Source organism: Candidatus Defluviilinea gracilis, from assembly GCF_057138825.1.
Map to the genome: position 1 here is coordinate 16074 of NZ_DBNHEF010000026.1, position 21979 is coordinate 38052.

18 protein-coding genes and 1 tRNA gene are annotated in these 21979 nt (G+C 55.6%); 13 read left to right on the forward strand and 6 right to left on the reverse strand.

Going from position 1 to position 21979, the window contains the following annotated elements:
* Positions 1-3 precede the first annotated feature (3 nt).
* Entirely contained in the window at positions 4-1227 is a 1224-nt protein-coding gene (locus tag AC16KF_RS03395; protein WP_484035886.1) for a peptidylprolyl isomerase, read from the reverse strand.
* Positions 1228-1231: 4 nt separating this feature from the next.
* Entirely contained in the window at positions 1232-2506 is a 1275-nt protein-coding gene (locus AC16KF_RS03400; protein ID WP_484035887.1) for a hypothetical protein, read from the reverse strand.
* A gap of 323 nt (positions 2507-2829) precedes the next feature.
* On the opposite strand from AC16KF_RS03400, the gene AC16KF_RS03405 reads away from it, so the two are divergent.
* The 10 genes from AC16KF_RS03405 to AC16KF_RS03450 all read left to right on the forward strand — a co-directional run bounded on the left by AC16KF_RS03405 (position 2830) and on the right by AC16KF_RS03450 (position 12822).
* Complete coding sequence (locus AC16KF_RS03405; RefSeq protein WP_484035888.1) at positions 2830-4095, forward strand: efflux RND transporter periplasmic adaptor subunit; 1266 nt, start codon at positions 2830-2832, stop codon at positions 4093-4095.
* Between the two features lies 1 nt (position 4096).
* Positions 4097-4792: an ABC transporter ATP-binding protein gene (locus AC16KF_RS03410; protein WP_484035889.1), complete on the forward strand. Its 696-nt coding sequence runs from the start codon at positions 4097-4099 to the stop codon at positions 4790-4792.
* The gene (locus tag AC16KF_RS03415; protein WP_484035890.1) at positions 4789-6042 is read left to right on the forward strand and encodes an ABC transporter permease; all 1254 of its coding nucleotides are present in this window, start codon (positions 4789-4791) and stop codon (positions 6040-6042) included. Before AC16KF_RS03410 ends, AC16KF_RS03415 begins: the two co-directional genes overlap by 4 nt.
* A 128-nt stretch (positions 6043-6170) precedes the next feature.
* Positions 6171-7112, forward strand: coding sequence for a hydroxyacid dehydrogenase (locus AC16KF_RS03420; RefSeq protein ID WP_484035891.1), 942 nt, complete (start codon positions 6171-6173; stop codon positions 7110-7112).
* A 17-nt stretch (positions 7113-7129) separates the two neighbouring features.
* Complete coding sequence (locus AC16KF_RS03425) at positions 7130-8626, forward strand: carboxypeptidase M32 (protein ID WP_484035892.1); 1497 nt, start codon at positions 7130-7132, stop codon at positions 8624-8626.
* 69 nt (positions 8627-8695) lie between these two features.
* A complete protein-coding gene (locus tag AC16KF_RS03430; protein ID WP_484035893.1) occupies positions 8696-9607 on the forward strand; it encodes a hypothetical protein in 912 nt (303 codons plus the stop codon).
* A gap of 49 nt (positions 9608-9656) precedes the next feature.
* Positions 9657-9730 (forward strand) — tRNA-Pro (locus AC16KF_RS03435).
* Between the two features lie 246 nt (positions 9731-9976).
* Positions 9977-10798: a class II aldolase/adducin family protein gene (locus AC16KF_RS03440; protein WP_484035894.1), complete on the forward strand. Its 822-nt coding sequence runs from the start codon at positions 9977-9979 to the stop codon at positions 10796-10798.
* Between the two features lie 75 nt (positions 10799-10873).
* Positions 10874-11311, forward strand: a complete 438-nt coding sequence (locus tag AC16KF_RS03445) for a CBS domain-containing protein (protein WP_484035895.1) — start codon at positions 10874-10876, stop codon at positions 11309-11311.
* Positions 11311-12822, forward strand: a complete 1512-nt coding sequence (locus tag AC16KF_RS03450; protein WP_484035896.1) for an amidase — start codon at positions 11311-11313, stop codon at positions 12820-12822. The genes AC16KF_RS03445 and AC16KF_RS03450 overlap by 1 nt, the downstream gene beginning before the upstream one ends.
* Before the next feature lie 2 nt (positions 12823-12824).
* Here the strand turns inward: AC16KF_RS03450 and AC16KF_RS03455 are convergent, their stop codons facing one another.
* Positions 12825-13511 carry a TVP38/TMEM64 family protein gene (locus AC16KF_RS03455; protein ID WP_484035897.1) on the reverse strand — a complete coding sequence of 229 codons (687 nt, stop codon included), beginning with the start codon at positions 13509-13511 and terminating at the stop codon, positions 12825-12827.
* A gap of 136 nt (positions 13512-13647) precedes the next feature.
* On the opposite strand from AC16KF_RS03455, the gene AC16KF_RS03460 reads away from it, so the two are divergent.
* From AC16KF_RS03460 to fdhF, 3 genes are read left to right on the forward strand one after another with little or no spacing between them, the layout of a single operon-like run.
* On the forward strand, positions 13648-15321 hold the full coding sequence (locus tag AC16KF_RS03460) for an NAD(P)H-dependent oxidoreductase subunit E (RefSeq protein ID WP_484035898.1): 1674 nt from the start codon (positions 13648-13650) through the stop codon (positions 15319-15321).
* Between the two features lie 50 nt (positions 15322-15371).
* A complete protein-coding gene (locus AC16KF_RS03465; RefSeq protein ID WP_484035899.1) occupies positions 15372-16067 on the forward strand; it encodes a 2Fe-2S iron-sulfur cluster-binding protein in 696 nt (231 codons plus the stop codon).
* A 55-nt stretch (positions 16068-16122) separates the two neighbouring features.
* On the forward strand, positions 16123-18339 hold the full coding sequence (gene fdhF, locus AC16KF_RS03470) for a formate dehydrogenase subunit alpha (RefSeq protein WP_484035900.1): 2217 nt from the start codon (positions 16123-16125) through the stop codon (positions 18337-18339).
* Positions 18340-18545: 206 nt separating this feature from the next.
* Here fdhF and zwf read toward each other — a convergent pair whose 3' ends face one another.
* From zwf to pgl, 3 genes are all read right to left on the reverse strand, one after another.
* Positions 18546-20006 (reverse strand): glucose-6-phosphate dehydrogenase, encoded by a 1461-nt coding sequence (gene zwf / locus AC16KF_RS03475; RefSeq protein WP_484035901.1) that lies wholly within the window; start codon positions 20004-20006, stop codon positions 18546-18548.
* 79 nt (positions 20007-20085) lie between these two features.
* Entirely contained in the window at positions 20086-20994 is a 909-nt protein-coding gene (gene gnd, locus AC16KF_RS03480; RefSeq protein ID WP_484035902.1) for a phosphogluconate dehydrogenase (NAD(+)-dependent, decarboxylating), read from the reverse strand.
* Between the two features lie 55 nt (positions 20995-21049).
* Positions 21050-21814: a 6-phosphogluconolactonase gene (gene pgl, locus AC16KF_RS03485; RefSeq protein WP_484035903.1), complete on the reverse strand. Its 765-nt coding sequence runs from the start codon at positions 21812-21814 to the stop codon at positions 21050-21052.
* Positions 21815-21979 lie beyond the last annotated feature (165 nt).

Below are 21979 nucleotides of genomic sequence, written 5' to 3' on the forward strand. Positions count from 1 at the left end.
GCCTTATTTTTCTTCGATTTCCACGCTGAGCAGTGTGTCGCCTGGCGGAGTGTCGCTTCCCGGTTGAGCGTCGCGCGGGTTGAGCGAAAGTAGAACATCCATGCCGGTGAGTAATTGACCGAAGATCGTGTATTTTCCATTGTATTGCGCGATTGGAGTGAAGGTGATGAAGAATTGTCCGTCGCTGGCGTTGGGACCGGCGTTGGTCATCCCCACCACGCCGGGACGGTTGAATTGCAGGGATGGGTCGAATTCGTTGATGATATAGTAGCCGGGATTGCCGTCGCCGGTGCCGCTTGGGTCGCCGGTTAACGCGAACAGGTCGAGAATGACGCGATGAAAGGTAATGCCGTCGTACCATCCATTGCGCGCGAGAAAGATGAATGAATTCACAGTGACGGGCGCTTTGTCCGCAAAGAGTTCGAGCGTGATGTCGCCTCTTTCGGTGCGCAGAGTGGCTATATATTGCCGGTCGGGTTGAACGGTTAACGGAGGGCAGGATGTGAACTGACGCTTGCCCATGAGGATCAACGCGATGATATCCCTGAGACTGCCATGATCGCGCGGTCCGCCGTAGATTTGCCCGTTGATGAGGACAAGCGGCGTGCCGGGGATGCCGATGGATTTTCCATCGTCGGCATATTTTTGGACTTGCGCGACGGTTTCCCCGCTTTTGAGATCGGATTGGAACTGCTCAACGTTCATGTCCAACGTGGAAGCTTGCGCGGTGACCCACTGCTCGAAATCCACCGCCGACAAGTTTGCCCAGTTCTCGTGTTGCGCGAACAGCAGGTTGTGCATATCCCAGAATTTGCCCTGTCTGTTTGCGGCTTCGATGGCTTGCATGGCAAGGGCAGATTTGTCGTTTACGTCCACAAGCGGGAACGGGCGGAAAGTGAACCGCGCGTCTTTCGGGAATTCTTCGAGCAATTGATTCGCCACGTCGACAAAAAAATCACTGCGCGAATCTTGATAGTCGATGTAGACGATGAACGAAACCGTCGCTTCGCTGGCTCCCAGCGAGCGGTCGGTTGCATTCTCAGGCGGGAACAAGGATGGAGCCTCCGGTCCCGGCGTGGGTTCGATGTTGACCGTGGCGCAGGATGGCTGGGTGGGAGCCACAAGATCGAAAGAAGGGGTGAGGTGGATCGTGGGGGTGGCGGGGGCAGGCGAGCAGGCGGTTGCCCATAGGCATAGAAGAAATAGCGATGAAGTTTTTTTCAGCATGAGGTTAATGTTGTATGGCGCGTTGCAGTTCCTGAAAGGACGTCATCTGCGCGATGGTATTAATGAAATCTGCCAGCGAGTCGCTTTGTTCGCGCAGTTCTCGGACGGCGGGACCGACCGGGTCTTCTCCCGCCGCGCCGCCGGGCATATCGGCATACGCGCCATGAAAAGCGAAGTATGCCTGATTGAGTTTGCGGAGCAAATACCCGTTTTGCCAGAAAACCTGACGGCGTTCTTCCATGTAGGCTTCTGCTTCTTCGATTTTCCCCTGGGCGAGCAGTTCGTCGGTGGTGACGCGCGTCTCGCGCATTTCGGCGCGGAAGTCGAATGGGGGCGGGTCGTCGTGATTGCCGAGGGTGGGAGGCGTTTGAGGAAAGACGACCAAACCGAAATGGGGATTCGAAGCGAGCAGTTCGGGGTAATAGTTTTCGATGAGGAAAGTCCCCACCTCGTTGCCCGCGATGGACGCGGTCGTTTCGTTCATCGTGCGTAGTTCGGGAGTTGTGCTGTAATTGATTCCCAGCGGGCGGATGTTGAGATAATTATGCGTCCATTCGTGCGCGATGGTTTCAAGCAGCCACCGCAGGTCGGTGGTTTCGGTGACCATGGTGGGATACACGCCTACGCCGCCAATGGGGACGATGAGCGTGGAGACATCCAGCGCATCTGCCACGTTGTTTTCGAGTTTGATCTGTTCGTCGATGGTGAGGGTGGGGAGGATTGAAATGTTCGCGATCTGTTCGATCGCATCGCGGCGCGAGACGACGAGAGCGAGCGGTGTGGGGGAGGTGTGATATAAGACAGGCGGAATGGGCTGGCCGCCGCTGGTAAGGTTGAGTTCTGCCAATGCTTCGGAGATTTGACCTTGCAAGGTTGCCTCAGCCAGCGGAGCCAGCGCCTCCTGCCGTTTGAGCAGGATATCTCTGTTGGCGCGGAGTTGCGCGCTGGCAGTTTCTTTGTCGGTGACGGCGGGGTCGGCGATGACGAGTTCGAGGGAATACTCGGTCTGCATCAATTGTTGTGTGGCGCGCAGGTATTCGAAAACAATCTGTTTGTTTGCGCCGCGATCGAAGAGGTAGGGTAAGCCAATCACATTTTGTTCGATCTTTATCCATGTGGCATTCCACACCCAGTTTGGGTAATCGAACTCGATCTCGCGCGTGTAGAGGCGCGCGCGGTCGGTTTGACCGGTCAGGCGCGGCGCATCGCCTGAGACCGCAAAGATGACGAGGAGTGTGATGGCGAGGAAGTCGAGGATGCGCGCGATTCGATATAACACAGGAAAATTATATCAGCACGGATGCGCTGGAACACGAGCGGACGGGTTTCCTTTGTTTGTCAAAGAGAGCGATCCTGCTCTGGTTTTCTACGGTGGCGCCTGTAAGCCGTTCAGCGGTCGTCGGAGAAACTTCGGCTTCATAGTTGCGTATATCTCGTTGAGTAATTCGCCTTACGCGAAACGACCCGAAGGCTCTCGCGCAATACGCCTATTTTTCAACCCATCCTTCGGGACGGCGCGGAATATCACTTAAGTAATTCATTGGCAATTCATATTTGTCGGGTAGAATTTTCCCGGCTTTAGAATTTTGTTGGAGGAACCTCATGCGTGATTTTTTCAAGAAACGAAAATGGTTGTGGATCGTACTGCTGATCTTGATCTTGGGAGTGGGCGGGTCTTTCTATCTGCGCAATTCCCAGCCAGACACTGCCAGCCAGTTCCAAACCGCTTCGATCGAACGGGGAAACCTGGTTGCCACCATTGGCGCGACGGGAACCGTCCGCGCGAAACAATCGGCGACCCTGATCTGGCAGGCGGCAGGCACAGTGGATGTGGTGAATGCGAAAGTGGGCGATAACGTCCCCGCGGATTTCGTGCTTGCCTATCTCGAGAAGACCTCCCTGCCGCAAAGCATCATTCTGGCTGAGGCAGACCTCGCCAGCGCGCAACAAGCATTGGACGATCTCACCAATTCTGATACCGCGCTCGCCCAGGCGACGATCAATTTGCGGGATGCGCAGGCAGTGTACGACAAAGCCGCCAACTGGCGGAAAGAATTGAACGGAAAAATTCACATCAAGGAAATCATCTACAAAACATTTGGCAACCGAAAAATTCCAGTCCTGAAGGAATATCGCGGTTATGCCGGCGCCGAAGCCATCGCCAAAGCGGACGAGGACCTTGCCCTGGCAAAAGCAAAGCTAGACGATGCCCAACGCGAATTTGACCGGCTGGCGGGGGGTAACCTCACCGAAATCGCCGCCGCGCAAGCCCGCGTGGATGCGGCTCAAGCCACCCTCAACCTGGCTCGAGTGTCCGCGCCGTTTGCCGCCACGATTACCGAAGCCAACCCGCTCCCCGGCGATCAAGTCAGCGCGGGCGCGACGGCTTTCCGTCTCGATGATCTGACCAGCCTGCTCGTGGATGTCGAAGTTTCTGAGGTGGATATCAACAGTGTGGCAGTCGGTCAACCCGCCACGCTTTCGTTCGACGCCATCCTTGACAAGGATTATCACGGCGAAGTGGTTGAAGTTGCCAAAGCCGGCACAAATGTCAATGGCGTGGTGAATTTCAAAGTCACCATCGAATTGACCGATGCCGATGCGGAGGTGAAGCCCGGCATGACCGCCGCTGTCAATATCACGGTGGAGCAGATCGACGACGTGATTTTGATTCCGAATCGCGCGGTGCGTTTGCTGGATGGGCAACGCTATATTTATTTGATGGTGAATGGCATACCGCAAAAAACCGAGGTCAGCCTGGGCGCCTCCTCCGACACGATGAGCGTGCTGGTTGGCGGCGATGTCTCGGAAGGCGCTTCGATCATTCTCAATCCGCCGGTCGAAGTTGGAGGTCCATTTGGAGGCTAGCATGGATTGGGTGATTCAAACCCACGATCTACGCAAGGTCTACCAGATGGGCGAAGTGGAAGTGGAGGCATTGCGCGGCGTATCGTTCAATATTCGGCGCGGCGAAGTGGTGGCGATCATGGGTCCCTCGGGTTCGGGCAAATCCACATTGATGAATACGCTCGGCTGTTTAGACCGCCCCTCCGCCGGAGAATATGTGTTGGACGGCGAGACGGTCGCCAACTTGAACGACGATCAATTGGCGGATATTCGCAATCGTAAAGTGGGCTTTGTCTTTCAAAGTTTCAATTTGCTGTCGCGGCAGACTGCCATCACCAACGTGGAACTTCCACTGCGGTATTCGAGTAATTCCAAATACGCCGGGAACGCGAGGGGCAGGCGCGCGCGGGCGATAGAGGCGTTGAAAGCCGTCGGTTTGGAAAATCGGATGACGCATCGCCCCGCCGAACTCTCCGGCGGACAGCAACAACGCGTGGCAATCGCGCGCGCCATCGTCAACGACCCAGCCATCATCATGGCAGACGAACCGACGGGCAACCTCGATTCGAAAGTCGGCAAAGAAATTATGAATTTACTGCTCGATCTGAACAAAGAGAGCGGAACCACGTTGATCATCGTCACTCACGACCCAACAGTTGCCGAACAAACCCAGCGCGTCATCCGCTTGCGCGATGGGCTACTGGATGGCGCCACATGAGCATTGCGCAAGCCTTCCTGGAGGCGCTCGAATCCATCAGCGGGAACAAGTTGAGGTCCGGTCTGACCGTGCTGGGGATCGTGATCGGCGTCGCCGCGGTGATCGCCATGTTGGCGGTGGGCAACGGCGCGGAGGCGTCCATCACCGGTTCGATCAGCAGTATCGGCACGAATTTATTGTTCGTGTTTCGCGGCAGTCCTGAAAGCCAGCAAGAAGCGCCAGATCGAAGCAGCGCGCGGAACGACCGCCCGTTGACTCTCGCCGATGCCGAAGCGCTTGCCGACCCGTTTGCCGCGCCTTCGGTGGCGGTTGTCGCGCCGGCGATTCAAGGCAATGGGATCATCACCTTTGCCGGTGAAAACGCGTCCACCACGATCACCGGCGTCACCCCCGAATATTTTTCCGTTCGCAACCTGGAACTTTCAGAAGGCGAGTTTATCAACCAGGAGCATTTGCTGGGGCGCATGTCGGTTGTGGTGCTTGGTCCCGAAGCCGCCGATGTGATCATGGGCAGGCATGACGGCATTGTGGGCGAAACGATCCGCATTGAGGGACAGCCCTTCCGCATTATCGGCGTGTTGGTGGCGAAAGGGGGCGGCGCGTTTGGCAGTGAGGATAACAGCGCCTACCTCCCGTTTACCACCGCGCAGGCGCGTCTGCTCAAACGTAACGCGCGCGATGAAGTGGATGTGATCTTCGTGCAAGCCACAAGCGGAGAGACCGTTCCCCAAGCCTCGGAGGAGATCGCAAACATTTTGCGCCAGCGCCATCGCACGCCGATCGGCAGTGACGATTTCACCGTGTTTACCCAGCAGGATTTTCTGCAAACGTTCGCCGCCATTACCGGCGTGCTCACCATCTTCCTGGGCGGCATCGCGGGAATCTCCCTGCTCGTGGGCGGCATTGGCATCATGAACATCATGCTTGTTTCGGTCACCGAACGCACGCGCGAGATCGGCTTACGTAAAGCGCTCGGCGCGCGCAGGCGCGATATTTTGATTCAATTTCTCACCGAGTCTTCTTTGTTGAGTCTCATCGGCGGGATCATCGGCATCCTACTTGGCTGGGTGATCGCCTACGCAGTGGGGCAGATCGCCGCGGCAAACGGCACAGACTTCATCCCGGTCGTCACGACCGATGCGGTGGCGCTTGCCACGATCTTTTCGGCGGCGGTCGGATTATTCTTCGGCATCTACCCCGCCAACCGCGCGGCGAACCTCGAGCCGGTCGAGGCGTTGCGATATGAATAGTCCTCGTTCATGCGGCAGTTCAACTGCCGCATGAACGAGACTGCCGCCTGAACAGGGGGCGTTCGCCCAACAGTTCAACTGATGAACGAACAGAGATAGCATCTCACCCTACGTGATAAAATTCGAGTATGACACCATTAAAAATCCTCATTACGGACGGACTCGACCAAAGCGGTTTGAATGTTTTGCGCTCCCACGCGGATGTGGATGATCGCCGCGATATTTCAGCGGACGACCTCCTCAAAGCGATTCCCGATTACGATGGACTCATCGTTCGCGGTCGGACGAAGGTGACTGCCTCTGTTGTGGAAGCGGGCGCCCGCCTCAAAGCCATCGGCCGCGCCGGCGTCGGCGTGGACAACATCGACCTCGACGCGGCAAAAAAGCGCAACGTCGTGGTGGTCAACGCGCCGATGTCCACTTCGATCGCCGTTGCCGAATTAACCTTCGGGTTGATGCTTGCCCTCGCCCGCGAAATCCCCCGCGCCGATGCGGGCATGAAGCAAGGCAAGTGGCTCAAAAAAGACCTCGAAGGGGTGGAGTTGAACGGTAAAACGCTCGGCGTGATCGGCTTTGGGCGCATCGGCGTGGAGTTGGGCAAACGCGCCGCCGCCTTCGGCATGAATGTGATCGCCTACGACCCGTTGATCTCGGAAGATGAAATTTCAAAACGCGGAGCGGAGCCTGTCTCGATACAAGATCTGTACGGGTGGTCTGATTTCATCTCCTTGCATCTGCCGCTCAACGTGCAAACGCGCGATATGATCGGTCCGCTGGCGTTTTCACAGATGAAAGACGGCGCGCGCATCGTGTGCGCGGCGCGCGGAGGCATCATCGACGAAACCGCGTTGGTTGCCGCGTTGAACAGCGGCAAGGTCGCTGGCGCCGCGCTGGACGTGTACGCGGCGGAACCGCCCGGGGAAACTGAAGCAGTCCTCCACCCAAAAGTGATCGCCATACCTCACATCGGGGCGCAGACTGCCGAAGCGCAATCCCGCGCCTCGGAGGATATCGCCAACGAGGTTTTATCCGCCTTGCAAAATAAACCGCTTCGTTGGAAGGTCAATTAAAAATTTCAGGAGTTGCCGTGTCTGAGAAGCTTATTCGCTTGAAAGAGATACTTGGGGAGGTTTCCGATCTCGCTAGAGCCACATCGGTGCTGGATTGGGATCAGCAGGTAAACATTCCGCCGATGGGCGGAGACGCGCGCGGTCAACAATTGGCGACGCTGGGAAAGATCAGGCAAGAGAAATTCACATCCGATGAGGTGGGACGCTTGATCGATGACCTGAAACCCGAATTTGCCGGCGTAGATTCGGATGACGCCGCGATGATCCGTGTTGCCGCCCGAAATTACGATAAGGCGAAGCGCGTTCCACCGTCTTTCGTGGCGGAACAGGCAGTAGCCACTTCGAAATCCTTTGAAGCGTGGGTGGAAGCAAAGGGAAAATCGGACTATTCGATCTTTCTGCCACATCTGCAAAAAATGGTAGAACTTGTTCACAAGTACATTTCATTCTTTCCGCCTGCCGACCACCCCTACGACACACTGCTGGATGATTATGAACCCGGCATGAAGACCGCCGATGTGAAAGCCATCTTTGAGGGATTGCGCCCCAAGCAGGTGGAGTTGATCAAAGCCGTAAGCGAGGCAAAACAAGTCGGCGATGGTTTCTTGCGGAAAAAATATAACGAGAAAAAATTGTGGGATTTTGGCGAAGAGGTCGTCAAAAGTTTCGGCTACGATTTCAGCCGCGGCAGGCAGGATAAAGCCGCGCATCCGTTTGAAACCACGTTCAGCGTGAACGATGTCCGCATCACCACGCGTTTTGAAGCCGACAACCCGCTGGCGATGATCTTCAGTACCATGCACGAAGCGGGACACGGCATGTACGAGCAGGGCGTGAACCCCGCGTACGAACGCACCGCCTTGGAAAGCGGCGCATCGCTTGCCGTTCACGAGTCGCAATCTCGCCTGTGGGAAAATCTTGTTGGGCGGTCGCTTCCGTTTTGGGAACACTTCTACCCGAAACTCAAAAAGACTTTCCCGAGGCAACTCGATGGCATCGGGCTCAAGGCATTCTATAAAGCCGTCAACAAGGTTGCGCCTTCGCTCATCCGCGTCAATGCCGATGAAGCCACGTACAACCTGCACATCATGCTCCGCCTCGAGCTCGAGATCGCCATGGTCGAGAACAAGATCGACCTCAAACACCTGCCTGAAATTTGGAACACAAAGATGCGGGAATATCTCGGCGTCACTCCGCCGAATGACGCGCAGGGCGTGTTACAGGATATTCACTGGTCGGCCGGGTTGGTCGGATACTTTTCCACATATGCGCTGGGTAATCTCATTTCTGCCCAGTTGTGGGAAAAGATCAACAAAGATATTCGCAACCTCGACGATCAATTTCGCGCGGGTAAATTCGATGCCCTGCTCGGCTGGCTTCGAGAGAACATCCACCAACATGGTCAAAAATACGATCCGCAAGATCTCGTCCGGCAAGTCACCGGTTCAAAGATCACAGCGGAGCCATATGTTCGCTACCTGACGAAAAAATATAGCGAGATATACTCTTTGTAAATGTGTCTGGTGCGTATAGAAACAAGTCCAATGATTCTTTCATGGGTCATTGGACTTGTTCATGAATAAATGAAATTTCGACTCCTACTCATCGCCTCTCTTCTCGGACTTGCGGCCGGTTGCGCCTCCCCGGCCTCAAGCCCCATCCCGACCCCGATTCCGCCTGAACAACTACCCCTTGTCATCGCTCAAACTGCGGAAGCGGCGAACCTCGCCGCCACGGAAACCCACCTCGCGTCTCTTTCCACACTGGCGCCCACAATGCCTCCCGCGCCAACGTTGACCATCACGCCGGGTCCATCTCCTACCGCAACCAGCATTCCCGGGCACGACCGCGCGGAGATCGAGATCAGTTCGCCGGGTCCGTTTTCGAAAGTGATCTCGCCGATCACCCTCAAAATGGATATTACGACCGGCGCGAGCGAAATTGTGCAAGTGGACCTGTTCGGCGAAGATGGGCGATTGATCACGCGCCTGCTCAAAAAGAATGTGCCCACCTCCAACAACGGCATCCAGCAGACCATCAAAGTCGCATTTGAGATTCCCGGCGCGGCGGAGGTGGCGCGGCTTACCGTCAGCACCTTCGATGAATTTGACCGCGCGCAAGCCGTAAATTCCGTTCGGCTGTTGTTGCTCTCCTCGGGGGAAAATGAGATCACCACGCCGGGAAATCCCTCTGAGCCGATCCGCGTCTTTTTCCCAACCAAAAAAGATTCCGCGTCGGGCGGCAATCTCGCCGTTCGCGGGGATGTCTGGCCCTTCAGTGTGGAGCCGATCATCCTCGAGTTGATCACGCCGGATGGAAAGTCGCTGGGGTTGCGCGTGCTGAATATCGCACAAGCCTCGCCGCAGTTGTTTGAAACGACAATACCCTATCGAGTTTCGGAGCCGGTCACCGCCCGCCTGACCATCCATCAAGAAGATGACCGCATTCCCGGTGTGTTTTATGTGTTCACTCAGGAAGTCCTGCTCAACCCGTAACTTGTCAATTCACAATCCGGTGTGTATAATTCGCACGCTTTGCAGTAATCGGGGTGTGGCTCAGACCGGTAGAGCGCACGGTTCGGGTCCGTGAGGTCCCGAGTTCAAATCTCGGCACCCCGACAAAACAAGACTCCCGAAAGGGAGTCTTGTTTATTAATTGCAGGTAAGCGCAAGACATTGAGCTTTTCTCTACCGTACATCTGCACCGCTAAGTGTCGCCATGCGACACCCGCAAAGAACGCAAAGAAAACCTTTTTAACTTGGCGGTCTTAGCGTGCTTTGCGGTAAAAGTCTTCTCATGTATGGTAGAGAAGAATCTGAAAAATCTTGCAATCCTGAACGGGGTGAGTGATAAAATCGCTCCAAATGGCAGATCATACCGCGCTCGAACTTGACACTATTCTCTATCACCTGGGGCAGGCAGGCTTGCGGCTGGCTGAGATCGGCGCGGCTGAGGGGGCGGCGGGCAATATTTCGGTCTGCCTGCGGAAGCCGCTGGAGGTTCGCGCCCAATTCCCTCAAGAGCAGGAGATCGAGTTGCCTCATGCCTCCCCTGAATTGGCTGGGATGATGCTGATCGTCAGCGGATCAGGCAGAAGGTTGAGAGAGATCGCCGAATCTCCGTTGGGAAACCTTGCCTGTGTCACGGTCGACCCTGGCGGGCGGACCGGTAAGTTGCACACATCGTCCCGGCGCCAGTTTCAGCGGGTGACGAGCGAATTCAACTCCCATCTCGGCGTCCACGCGGACCGGATGCGCTCGACAGATGTCGCCCTTCATGCCGTCATCCACGCCCAGCCCGTGCATCTCACGCACCTCAGCCACCTCGAAGAATATCAGGATGAGAAAACGCTCAGCCGGCGGTTGCTCCGTTGGCAACCCGAAGCCATCCTCAACATGCCGGAGGGGATCGGGGTAGTCCCTTTCCTGTTACCCGGCTCCGCTCAGTTGGTGGTGGAGACCAAACTCTCGCTTCGAACTCACCGAGTGGTGATTTGGGCGCGTCATGGGGTGATGGCGCGCGCCGATCATTCGATTTTGAGCGCCTCCGACCTGATCGAATACGCGGAAACCGCGGCTCACTACGAGACCTTGAACCGGTTCGCCGACTCGCCGGGCGGCGGGCTTAGCGCGGAGGAGATCCGCGAAATCGCCAAATCGTGGAATGTGGCGCAGTCGGTTTTTTGACGTGTTTCCTTGTCAGCGCGGGCGTTTGAGCCTATACTTTGACCTATCTTCCAAGACGCGAAAGGAGAGCGAACCATGGCTACTGTGCAGGATATGATCCGTAAAAAAGGAACAGAAATCTTTATGATTACGCCTTCGGCTACCGTGCTGGAAGCCATGAAATTGATGGAAACGCACAATACCGGCGCGGTTTTGGTCATGGATGGCGGAGAGGTGAAGGGGATATTGTCTGAGCGAGATTGCGTTCGGAAGTTGGAACTTTCGGGGAAACAGGCAACGGACACGAAGGTCGATGAGATCATGACGGGGAAGGTCATTGCCATCGATACGAACGAGGAACTCGAAACCTGCATGGCTCTGATGCTGGAGAAAAATATCCGTCACCTGCCTGTGTACTCTGAGGGAAAACTCGAGGGGTTGATCTCGGTGCGCGACGTGCTCCGCGAGGTGGTGGAAGTGCAGAAGTCGATGATCTCTCAGCTGGAACATTACATCACCGGGGGGGGACGGTAATGATCCTGCCAGAGTGGACAATCGCCGACCTAAAGCAGAAATTCGAAGCCGACGAACTGACGGCGCGTCAGGTGGCGGATCTTTATTTGTCGCGCATCGAGGCGGTGGATAAGAACGGTCCTCACGTTAATTCGATCATTGAATTGAACCCGGACGCGCTGGAGATCGCTTCCGCGTTGGACGCCGAGCGGAAAAAGGGGAAGGTGCGCGGCGCATTGCATGGAATCCCGGTTTTGTTGAAGGATAATATCGACACACACGACAAAATGCAAACGACCGCCGGGTCGCTTGCTCTTGAGGGGAACTATGCCGCGCGGGATGCGTTCATTGTGAAGCAACTTCGCAAAGCGGGCGCGGTGATTTTGGGCAAGACCAACCTCAGCGAGTGGGCAAACTTTCGCGGAAAGAATTCGGTGAGCGGATGGTCCTCGCGTGGCGGCTTGACACGCAACCCGTATGCGTTGGATCGCTCCGCGTGCGGGTCGTCCTCCGGATCGGGGGCGGCAATTGCGGCGAATTTATCCGTCGGGGCGGTGGGCACCGAAACCGACGGCTCGATCATTTGCCCCGCGCAGACGAATGGAATTGTTGGAATCAAGCCGACGCTTGGTTTGTTGAGCCGCAGCGGAATCATTCCCATCGCGCACAGCCAGGATACGCCCGGTCCCATGACGCGGACGGTCGCCGACGCCGCGATCCTGCTCGGGGCGATGACGGGAGTCGACGCGGGCGACTCAGTTACACGTCCGAGCAAGAAGCGGGGCTTGTCCAATTACGCAAAGTTTTTCGATCTGGATGGACTCAAAGGCGCGCGGATCGGAGTCGCGCGGAATATGGCGGGCTCGAATCCGCGCGCGCTCAAGATTTTGGAAAATTGTATCGACGTGATGAAACATCTTGGCGCGATCGTGATCGATCCTGCCGATGTGAAAAACATCGATAAGTTTGCGGAAACAGAACGCGAGGTGTTGTATTACGAATACAAGGCGGATTTAAACGCGTATTTGAAATCGCTTGGCGCGGAAGCGCGCGTTCATTCCATGGAAGATGTGATCAGGTTCAACGAAGAAAACCGCGATCTTGTCCTGCCGTATTTTGGTCACGAACGGATGACGACCGCCCTGGAAAAAGGCTCGCTGAAAGCAAAAAAATACAAAGATGCCTTGAAGAAGAATTTGCGCCTGACGCGAAAAGATGGGATCGACGCAACCTTGAAGAAATATAAGCTCGATGCCATCGTCGCCCCTTCAGGCGGGCCAGCGTGGATGATCGACCTCGCCAACGGCGACGCGATCAACTGGGATATGGAATCGACCTCTGCCGCGGCTGTGGCGGGGTATCCGCACATCACAGTCCCTGCGGGGTATGTGTTCGGTTTGCCGGTGGGCATTTCATTTTTCTCAACCGCCTGGCAGGAACCGACATTGATCAAACTCGCCTACGCCTTCGAACAAGCGACGCAATACCGCCGCCAGCCGCGTTTCCTCCCGACGGCGATATTGAATGTGTAGAATTATTTCATTTTGAGCTTGTGTTTGCGCGCATAGATCACCCATGCGGCGTAGAGCCCAATCACTGTCAATAGGACGACCACCCAGAACGCGGGCGGCAGAGTCAGCCCATAGGCTCCCACCATCACGGTGAAGACGGTTGAAACGGTTCGACCGAAAAGATTCGCGATAAAAAAGCGCCGCGCAGAGATGGACGCCAACCCCGCCACGTAGCACATCGCATCGGAGGGAAAGATAGGCAGGTTAAACGCCAGGAAATAAAAAAAGATCCCCTGATTTTTCGAGATCGATTCCCAGCGGTCGATTGCCCGTTGCGTTGCCAGCCGATAGGCGAGAGGCCGCCCATAACGACGAGCAAGATAAAACGCGACCTGGCTTCCGATCACAGCGACGGGAATGGTGATGAATAAAGATTTCCAAAACCCGAAGACATAACCGCCCGCAAACACGAGCGCCTGCCCGGGCACAAATGCGACAATCAACTGCAACACCAACAGCGCGGAGTATACTGCAACCCCCCAGTTTCCATACTCTTCGATCAAGCCGGCAACAGCCTCCCGGTTGCCGAACCAACCGATAAACTCGACGAACGGTTCGCGCCACCACCAAAACAACAACACACAGATACCGCCGATCAGTATCGTTTTCCATGTTTGATGAACGAAGCCTGTTATTCCGCTTGGTTTCACTCGTCTGCTCCGATGGAGATTAGGGCTATCGCCTCGCGTGAGTATACCCGAATGAAGTTTGCGTGGTGATTTTTGTCCTCCAAACGTCACTGTGCCGGTGTAATCATTTTAGGCTATACTTCTGCGCGGAGATTTCATGGCAGACCATACCCTTGCTTCCCTCAAACCTGCAATCGAATCCTACCTCCCGATGGGCCGCGCGGGGCTGTTGCCAGCCTTGCATGCGGCTCAAAAAATATATGGTTGGATCTCCGAGCCTGTCGCGGCAGAGATCGCCCGGTCGTTGCGCGTGCCTCTTGCCGATGTGCACGGCGTGATCGAGTTTTATTCCCTCTTCTATAACGAACCAACCAGCCGTCGCGTTATTCGCGTGTGCGCGGATGTGGCGTGCGCGCTCAAAGGCGGAGACAAGGTGTTGGAGCAATTGTGTTCGCAACATGGACTCAAACCGCGTCAAACGACGGGCGACCTGTCTCTAACCATCGAGCCGAGTCCCTGCCTGGGGCTGTGCGAACACGCGCCAGCGGTATGGACGATGGACGAAGGGCGATCGACGACCGGAGATGGAACGAAAGCGGAAAGTCGTCCCTTGTCCATGGTCTATGGCTCAATTCGTATGCTCACCGCAAACTGCGGCAACGGCACAACATCACTCGAAGCATACGGCGACTATGTTGCCCTGAAAAAGGCATTCACGATGAAACCCGAAGAGGTTGTCGCGGAAGTCAAGGCTTCAGGCTTGGTGGGGCGCGGCGGCGCGGCATTCCCGACAGGAATCAAATGGGAGGGCGCGGCAAAAGCGGCAGGCGACCAGAAATACATCATCTGTAACGCGGACGAATCCGAGCCGGGCACGTTCAAAGATCGAATCTTGTTGCTCGACGACCCGCATCGCACCATCGAAGGGATGCGCATTGCCGCGTTTGCCATCGGCGCAACGAAGGGATACATTTACATTCGTGGAGAGTACCCGTACATTGCGCCGGTTTTGGAAAACGCTTTAACCGAAGCGCGTTCTGCCGGGTACCTGAACGAAAAATTCGATATCGAAATCCGTGTCGGCGCGGGCGCCTACATTTGCGGCGAGGAGACCGCGCTGTTTGAGTCCATCGAAGGCAAACGCGGCTTTCCGCGCATCAAGCCGCCCTTCCCAACGACTCACGGCGTGTTCGGCAAACCGACCGTCGTCAACAACGTTGAATCGCTCTGCAATATCCCGTTAATCATCGGGTTGGGCGCCTCCGCATATCGAAAGATCGGAACTGAGAAATCGCCGGGACCCAAATTGTTCTGCGTTTCCGGTGACGTGACGAAGCCCGGGTTGTACGAAGCCCCGTTTGGCATGACTTTACGCGAACTGCTTGACCTGGCGGGCGGTGTTGCGAATAACAAGAAGTTGAGATCCGTCTTGTTCGGCGGCGCGGCGGGAGCGTTTGCCACATCCGAACACCTCGATATGAAAATGACCTTCGAAGATTTGCGCGCGGCTGGCTTGCCTCTTGGTTCCGGCGTGGTGATGGTCTTCGATGAAACGCGCGACATGCGGGCGGTGTTACAGAGCCTCGGTCACTTCTTCGCGCACGAATCATGCGGCAAGTGTTATCCCTGCCAGATGGGCACACAGCGTCAAATGGAAATTTTAGATCGCGTTGCGGCGGGGAAAACTCTCGACGGCGATTTGATCCGCTTGCAGGATGTCGGCTGGACGATGACGGATGCGAGTTTATGCGGCTTGGGTCAGACCGCGGCAAGCGCCACCCTCTCTGCAATGAAGTTATGGCCAGAATTGTTTGAAGGTTCGAAAGATTGAACGTTGAAAGTTTTCAACTTGCCGACTTTCGCCTTTCAAACGGAGTATCTATGGAAATCAAATTAACGATTGACAACCAGGAAGTCACCGCCGAACAAGGGAAAACCCTGTTAGACATTGCCCGCGAAATCGGGGCGGATGTGCCGACGATCTGTTATCACGACGCCACGACGGCAAATGGGTTATGCCGAATGTGTGTTGTGGAGGTGGAGGGGCAAAGGACGCTTCAGCCGGCGTGCGTTGTTCAGGCGGGGGAGGGGATGAAGGTCCGCACGCGAAGCGAGAAGGTCGTCCGCGCGCGCAAGACGATTCTGGAGATGCTCGACTCTACGATGGACTTGTCTGAAGCGGACGAAATCCAAGGAATGCTGAAGACGTATGGCGCGGAGGCGAATCGCTTCCCCGATGCCGAGCGCCGCGAGTCGGGCGTCAAAGACGACAACCCGATGTACATCCGCGATTACTCGAAGTGCCTGTTATGCTGGCGTTGCGTGCAAGTCTGCGCGGAGGACGCGCAATACACATACGCCATCAACTTTGAGGGGCGCGGGTTTGAAACGCAGATCGGCACCTTCTTCGATAAAACCATCCCTGAAACAACATGCGTGTTGTGCGGTCAATGCGTGGCGGTGTGCCCGACGGGCGCGTTGAAGCCGAAGCGCGAGTATTTGTTGCAACAGGGGATGAGCCCGAGCGAGATCAGCGTGTTGAATACGGGAAGAAAAAAGAGAAAGGTCAAAAGTTGAGAGTCGCAAGTCATCCGACTTGCGACGGTAGACCTTTGACGCGATTGGAGAGACTATGATCAAACCCGACCGCATGACCACCACCACCTGCCCCTACTGCGGCGTGGGATGCAATTTGCAGTTGCACATCAAAGACGACTTTATTTACAAAGTCACCTCGCCGTTCGATTCGCCTGTCAATCAGGGAAATTTGTGCGTGAAGGGACGCTTCGGCTACGACTTTATCTATCATCCCAAGCGTGTGACGACGCCTCTTGTGCGAAGATACCTGCTCGAAGGCAAGCCGAAACCCGCAGGGCGCGAACAAGTCTTTGCAGTCAGCGTCGACGGCGCGCCAATCACTGATTCGCAAATCTCCAATCTTTGGGATTGGGTCGTCACAGACTGGGAAACGGCATTAAACATCACTGCCGATCACCTCGCGCGCATCTACAAACGCGACGGCTCGGACGCGATGGCGGTTTATTGTTGCGCCAAAGCCACCAACGAAGATAATTATCTCCTGCAAAAAATGTGGAGGGCGTTGTTCCGCACGAATAATGTGGACCATTGCACGCGCCTATGTCATGCGGGGAGCGTGGTTGCCCTGCTTCAGGCGCTGGGAACGTCGGCGATGAGCAACACAGCCTCACAGGTGGCGTTGAACGACGTGTTCATCGTCACCGGCTCGAACACGGGCGAGAATCATCCGATCATCGCCCTGCAAATGAAAGAAGCGGTCAGGAAAAACGGCGCAAAGATGATCGTTATCGACCCGCGCCGCATCGACCTGGTGGATTTCGCAGAGTTATGGCTCCCGCTCAAGCCCGGCACAAACGTTCCTGTTTTTTCCGCGATGGCGCATGTGATCGTCAAAGAGAATCTCATTAACGCAGAGTTCATTGCCAATCGCGCCGAAGGGTACAACGAATTCGTCGAGTCGCTCGAAAAGTTCACGCCTGAATTTGCGGAGGCAATCTCCGGTGTGCCCGCCGAGGATATTCGCAAAGCGGCGCGTTTATACGCCACAGCAAACAATGCCGCAATCTATTGGGGCATGGGTATTTCGCAACTTTCACACGGCACGGCATCGGCGCTTGGGCTTGTGAACCTTGCGTTGCTCACAGGGCATATCGGGCGCGATGGAACGGGGTTGAATCCGTTGCGCGGGCAAAACAATGTGCAAGGCGCGAGCGATATGGGGGCGATGCCGTTCTTTTATCCCGGCTATCAGCGCGTGGATAATGAGGAACTCGCGGCGAAATGGGAAAAATTATGGAATATCGAACCCAATGGGCTTTCGCGCAAGCTTGGGCTCACCACCACCGAGATTTTAAGTCACGCGCATGAAGGCGGCGTGCGCGCGCTCTTCATCATGGGCGAGAACCCGATGATGTCTGAGCCGAATCTCAACGAGACGCGCAGACACATGCAAGAGTTGGAATTCCTCGTCTCGCAGGATATTTTCATCAACGAGTCCGGCGCGTTTGCCGACGTCTTCCTGCCTGCGACTCCGTTCGCCGAAAAAGATGGAACATTCTCCAACACAGACCGTCGCGTGCAACGCGTGCGTACGGCTCAACCTCCGCGCGGAGATTCGCGCCCTGATTGGAAAATTCTCTGCGACTTGGCGCTTCGCCTCGAATCTCGACTGGGGGTTGCTACAAGCCATTGGGCATATTCCCACCCCGAGGAGATCCTGCGCGAGGTTGCCTCCTTGAGCAAAGATTATGCCGGCATTACCTACGAACGCATCGAGAAAGTCGGCTTGATCTATCCCGTGCCGACGCTCGACCACCCCGGCACCCCGACGCTGTTCAAGGAAACCTTCCCGCGCGGCAAGGGTAAATTCATCGGCGTGGATTATGTGCCGGTAAAGGAACCTGTGGATGACGAATATCCGTTCATCCTCACCACTGGTCGCCTGCTCGAGCATTGGCACGGCGGCACAATGACGCGCCATTCGGCGATCGACGAGGTGTACCCGGAGGCGCGAGTCGAAATCCATCCTGCAGACGCGGAGATGCATGGCATTGCGAATAACATGCCTGTGCGCGTCACCTCGCGCCGCGGCGAGGTGGTCGCCCGCGCCACCGTCACCGAAAAGACCACAGTGGGCGTGGTGTTTATTCCCTGGCATTTCCACGAAGCCGCCGCGAACCTGCTGACGAATGACGCGCTCGATCCGCAGGCAAAGATTCCCGAATTCAAAGCGTGCGCCGTGCAGGTATTCCCGGCGCGGGAGAGCGAGTTGGCGAATCCGGAGAATGTTTTGGCTAGAGGGAGATATTAGGGTTCGTAAAAATATAAATTCCCTGGTGAGGATGCAGTTCGATTTGCTTGGCAATTCGTGCATCCCGCTCGTAGTGCAACTGCGAGCGAACAAACATAGGGGAAGTTATTAATTTATCGACCCTTAGCTTGGCGTCCAAAAATCAAACTGTCAAACGGCGGGTAAAATCAAAACTCGGAGATTTTGAAAATCTCCGAGTTTTTTCGCTACTCCTTCCTCCCATCTAACATAGACCAAATCCTTCCATCCCGCGCCAGCAACGCGTCCGCTTTGGCGGGACCCCACGAGCCGACATCGTATGCGGCGAGGGGTTGACTTGTGGACTTCCACGCTTCGAGGATCGGGTCAATGAGTCCCCAGGCGGTTTCTACTTCGTCGGCGCGCGTGAATAAAGAGGCGTCACCAGTGATCGTGTCGAGTAAGAGGCGTTCGTAGGCTTCGGGGATTGCCGCCTTGCCGAACGAGTCCGCGTAGTGGAATTCCATGTCTACTGGGCGCGTCTCTGAAATTGTATCGGGGACTTTCGCCTCAAATCGCCAATGCACGCCTTCATCGGGTTGCAGAAAGAGGACGAGCATGTTCGGGTTGAGACCGCCATCGGACGCGTTGAACAACATGTGTGGCGGTTCTTTAAACTGGACCGTGATCTGACTCACCTTTTCTTTCAACGCTTTCCCCGACCTCAAATAGAACGGGACTCCCTGCCAGCGCCAGTTGTCCACTTGTAGTTTGAGCGCGGCAAACGTGGGAGTTTTGGAATCGGGGTTGACGCCGTCCTCTTTCAAGAATCCCTTGTATTGCGCGCGGACGGCATTCTGCGCGACCGCCTCCGAGTTCATCGGGCGGATCGAACACAAGACTTTAACTTTTTCGTTTCTCAGCGCGTTCGCCTCGAACGACGAGGGCGGCTCCATCGCAACGAGCGAGAGTATTTGCAAAAGATGATTCTGGAACATGTCGCGCATCACGCCGACGCCGTCGTAGAAACGTCCGCGATGTTCCACGCCGACTTTCTCCGCGACGGTGATCTCGACATGGTCAATGTAGTTGCGGTTCCACAACGGCTCGAAGATGGTGTTGGCAAAGCGCGTGACCAAAATATTTTGCACGGTCTCTTTGCCGAGGTAGTGGTCAATGCGATAGATCTGATTCTCGTTCAAGGTTTTGTGAATTTGCTCATTGAGTTTCCGCGCCGAGTCGAGGTCTATGCCGAACGGTTTCTCGATGACGACGCGCCGCCAACCGCCGTTTTCTGTCAACTGTTCGGTGATGCCCAACAGGTCAATGATGTGTGGGAAAATCCCCGGCGGCGTTGCCATGTAGTAAATGCGATTTCCCGCGTCGCCCTCCCATTTGGTGGTGGCTTCACTAAGTTTTTCGAAGTCGTCGAGTGTGTCGTAATTGCCTTGCAGGTAAAAAAGATGCGGCGCGAAATCTGCCCACTGTTCAGGCTTGAACTCGAACGAAGCGAACTTTTTGACGCCCTCTTCAAGATGCGCGCGAAATGCTTCGTCGGTGAACGCAGTTCCGCCGTAGCCGATGATGCGGAATTGTTTGGGCAGCCGTCCCTTGCGGCAGACGTTGAACAGCGACGGGATGAGTTTGCGCTGGGTGAGGTCGCCCGACGCGCCGAAGATGATGATGGAAGTGGGGAGTCCGTTTGCCATTGAATCCTCGTTTTGCCACAGAGACACAGAGTCGCGGAGAAATTATTTTTTCTCTGTGTCTCAGCGACTCTGTGGCAGATCACTCTGCTTTCTTAATTGCATGCCCGCCGAATTGATTGCGCAACGCGGACAACATACGCGCGGTGTAGTTCTCTTCATCGCGGCTGGCGAGTCGCATTTGCAGCGCGAGAGTCAGCACGGGCGCAGGCACATTGAGGTCAATTGATTCGAACACCGTCCAGCGCCCCTCGCCCGAATCAGCCACCCACGGTTTGATCTCTGAAAGGCTCGCGTCCTCGTCCAATGCGCGCGCGGCGAGGTCGAGCAGCCACGAGCGGACAACGCTTCCGTATTGCCAGATGTGCGAGATCTGCGCGAGGTCCAAGCCAAACTCCTCTTTCGCTTTCATTACGCTGAACCCTTCCGCGTATGCCTGCATCATGCCGTATTCGATTCCATTGTGAACCATTTTGACGAAATGACCCGCGCCATGCGGACCGACTCGTCCCCAGCCTTGATCGGCGGCGGGAGCCAACGTCTCGAAAATAGGACGCATCTTTTCCACGACTTCGGGCTTGCCTCCAACCATCAGGCTGTATCCCTCCTTCAAGCCCCACACCCCGCCGCTTGTGCCGCTGTCAATGAATTCGATTCCCTTCGCTTCGAGCAACTCCGCGTGACGGATCGAATCTTTGTAATTGGAGTTTCCGCCGTCAATGACGACATCGCCCTTTGAAAGTAGTTCCGACAATTCTTGAATCGTATCGTCCGTTGGTTTCCCAGCGGGAATCATCGTCCACACTACACGCGGGGCTTTCAATTTCCCTACTGCTTCTTTCAATGAACTTGCGCCGTCCGCACCGACTTTTTTCGCCTCTTCGACATTCGCGGCTGTGCGGTCATATCCCACCACGCGATGCCCTCCTCCGATGAGACGTGTCGTCATATTCAACCCCATCTTCCCAAGTCCGATCATTGCGAGTTCCATTTTTTCTCCTCTTTTCAGACCTCACAGGTCTTAAAGACCTGTGAGGTCTTTTATATCAACCTTCACAAATCTTCAATCCCTTTAACTTCCTCGGCAACTTGCTCGCCGCGGATTCGTCCACTAACCAAATCAATTGACCATCTTTCGGGTCAATGCGTTGCGCGGGATATACCTCGGGATTATATCTTTCGCTCAACACATGCGCCAACGCTTCAGCCTTCTTCTCGCCTGTCGCCATGAAGACGATCATCCGCGCTTGGTTGAAGACGAGTTGAGTCAGCGTCACGCGGTTGGCGGGGCGGTCTTGATACTTCGCAGTGACTGCAATCACAGGCTCATCCACTTGCACAAGCGAGTTGGGAAACAACGACGCGGTGTGCCCATCTTCGCCCATGCCGAGGTAGATGAGATCGAAGCGCGGAAAATCTAAATTTGAATCGGCGAATGTTTTCAATGTTCCAGCATATTTTTTCGAAGCAGAGGCTGGGTCGAGTTCGCCCAACACGCGATGGATATTTGATTCAGGGATCGCCACCTTGCTCAACAAAAGTTCATCCGCTTGACGAAAGTTGCTCCCCGCATCGTCGGGCGGGACACAGCGCTCATCGCCCCAAAAGACATGAACCTTGCTCCATTCAACTTGATCGCGATAGTCGGAGGCGAGAAGTTGAAAGAGGCGTGTTGGTGAATTGCCTCCGTTTAATGCGACGAGGAAACGAGTCTGTTCGAGGAGGGCGCGATGACTTTGCTCAACGAACAGATTCGCGGCATGTCGGCTGAGTCGTTCGGAATCGTGGAAGATGCGGAGTTCGGGTTTCATGTTTTCTTACCGCTAAGAACGCGAAGAGCGCAAAAGTTATAGGTTTTCTTGGCGAACTTCGCGTGCTTTGCGGTTGATAAAGTTGTATCGAGTAGAAGTCACTAAAAGCGTGACCTACATAAGACTGGTAAGGAAAAGCGAATTTCGCGGTTCAAAGAGGAGAAA

What these genes read in the sequence shown, in the direction of transcription:
- zwf (WP_484035901.1), bottom strand. Translation starts at nt 20,006, where the DNA reads ATGGCAAACGGACTCCCCACTTCCATCATCATCTTCGGCGCGTCGGGC.
- AC16KF_RS03410 (WP_484035889.1), top strand. Translation starts at nt 4,097, where the DNA reads ATGGATTGGGTGATTCAAACCCACGATCTACGCAAGGTCTACCAGATG.
- AC16KF_RS03445 (WP_484035895.1), top strand. Translation starts at nt 10,874, where the DNA reads ATGGCTACTGTGCAGGATATGATCCGTAAAAAAGGAACAGAAATCTTT.
- AC16KF_RS03430 (WP_484035893.1), top strand. Translation starts at nt 8,696, where the DNA reads ATGAAATTTCGACTCCTACTCATCGCCTCTCTTCTCGGACTTGCGGCC.
- gnd (WP_484035902.1), bottom strand. Translation starts at nt 20,994, where the DNA reads ATGGAACTCGCAATGATCGGACTTGGGAAGATGGGGTTGAATATGACG.
- AC16KF_RS03450 (WP_484035896.1), top strand. Translation starts at nt 11,311, where the DNA reads ATGATCCTGCCAGAGTGGACAATCGCCGACCTAAAGCAGAAATTCGAA.
- AC16KF_RS03405 (WP_484035888.1), top strand. Translation starts at nt 2,830, where the DNA reads ATGCGTGATTTTTTCAAGAAACGAAAATGGTTGTGGATCGTACTGCTG.
- AC16KF_RS03415 (WP_484035890.1), top strand. Translation starts at nt 4,789, where the DNA reads ATGAGCATTGCGCAAGCCTTCCTGGAGGCGCTCGAATCCATCAGCGGG.
- AC16KF_RS03395 (WP_484035886.1), bottom strand. Translation starts at nt 1,227, where the DNA reads ATGCTGAAAAAAACTTCATCGCTATTTCTTCTATGCCTATGGGCAACC.
- AC16KF_RS03460 (WP_484035898.1), top strand. Translation starts at nt 13,648, where the DNA reads ATGGCAGACCATACCCTTGCTTCCCTCAAACCTGCAATCGAATCCTAC.
- AC16KF_RS03420 (WP_484035891.1), top strand. Translation starts at nt 6,171, where the DNA reads ATGACACCATTAAAAATCCTCATTACGGACGGACTCGACCAAAGCGGT.
- fdhF (WP_484035900.1), top strand. Translation starts at nt 16,123, where the DNA reads ATGATCAAACCCGACCGCATGACCACCACCACCTGCCCCTACTGCGGC.
- pgl (WP_484035903.1), bottom strand. Translation starts at nt 21,814, where the DNA reads ATGAAACCCGAACTCCGCATCTTCCACGATTCCGAACGACTCAGCCGA.
- AC16KF_RS03440 (WP_484035894.1), top strand. Translation starts at nt 9,977, where the DNA reads ATGGCAGATCATACCGCGCTCGAACTTGACACTATTCTCTATCACCTG.
- AC16KF_RS03465 (WP_484035899.1), top strand. Translation starts at nt 15,372, where the DNA reads ATGGAAATCAAATTAACGATTGACAACCAGGAAGTCACCGCCGAACAA.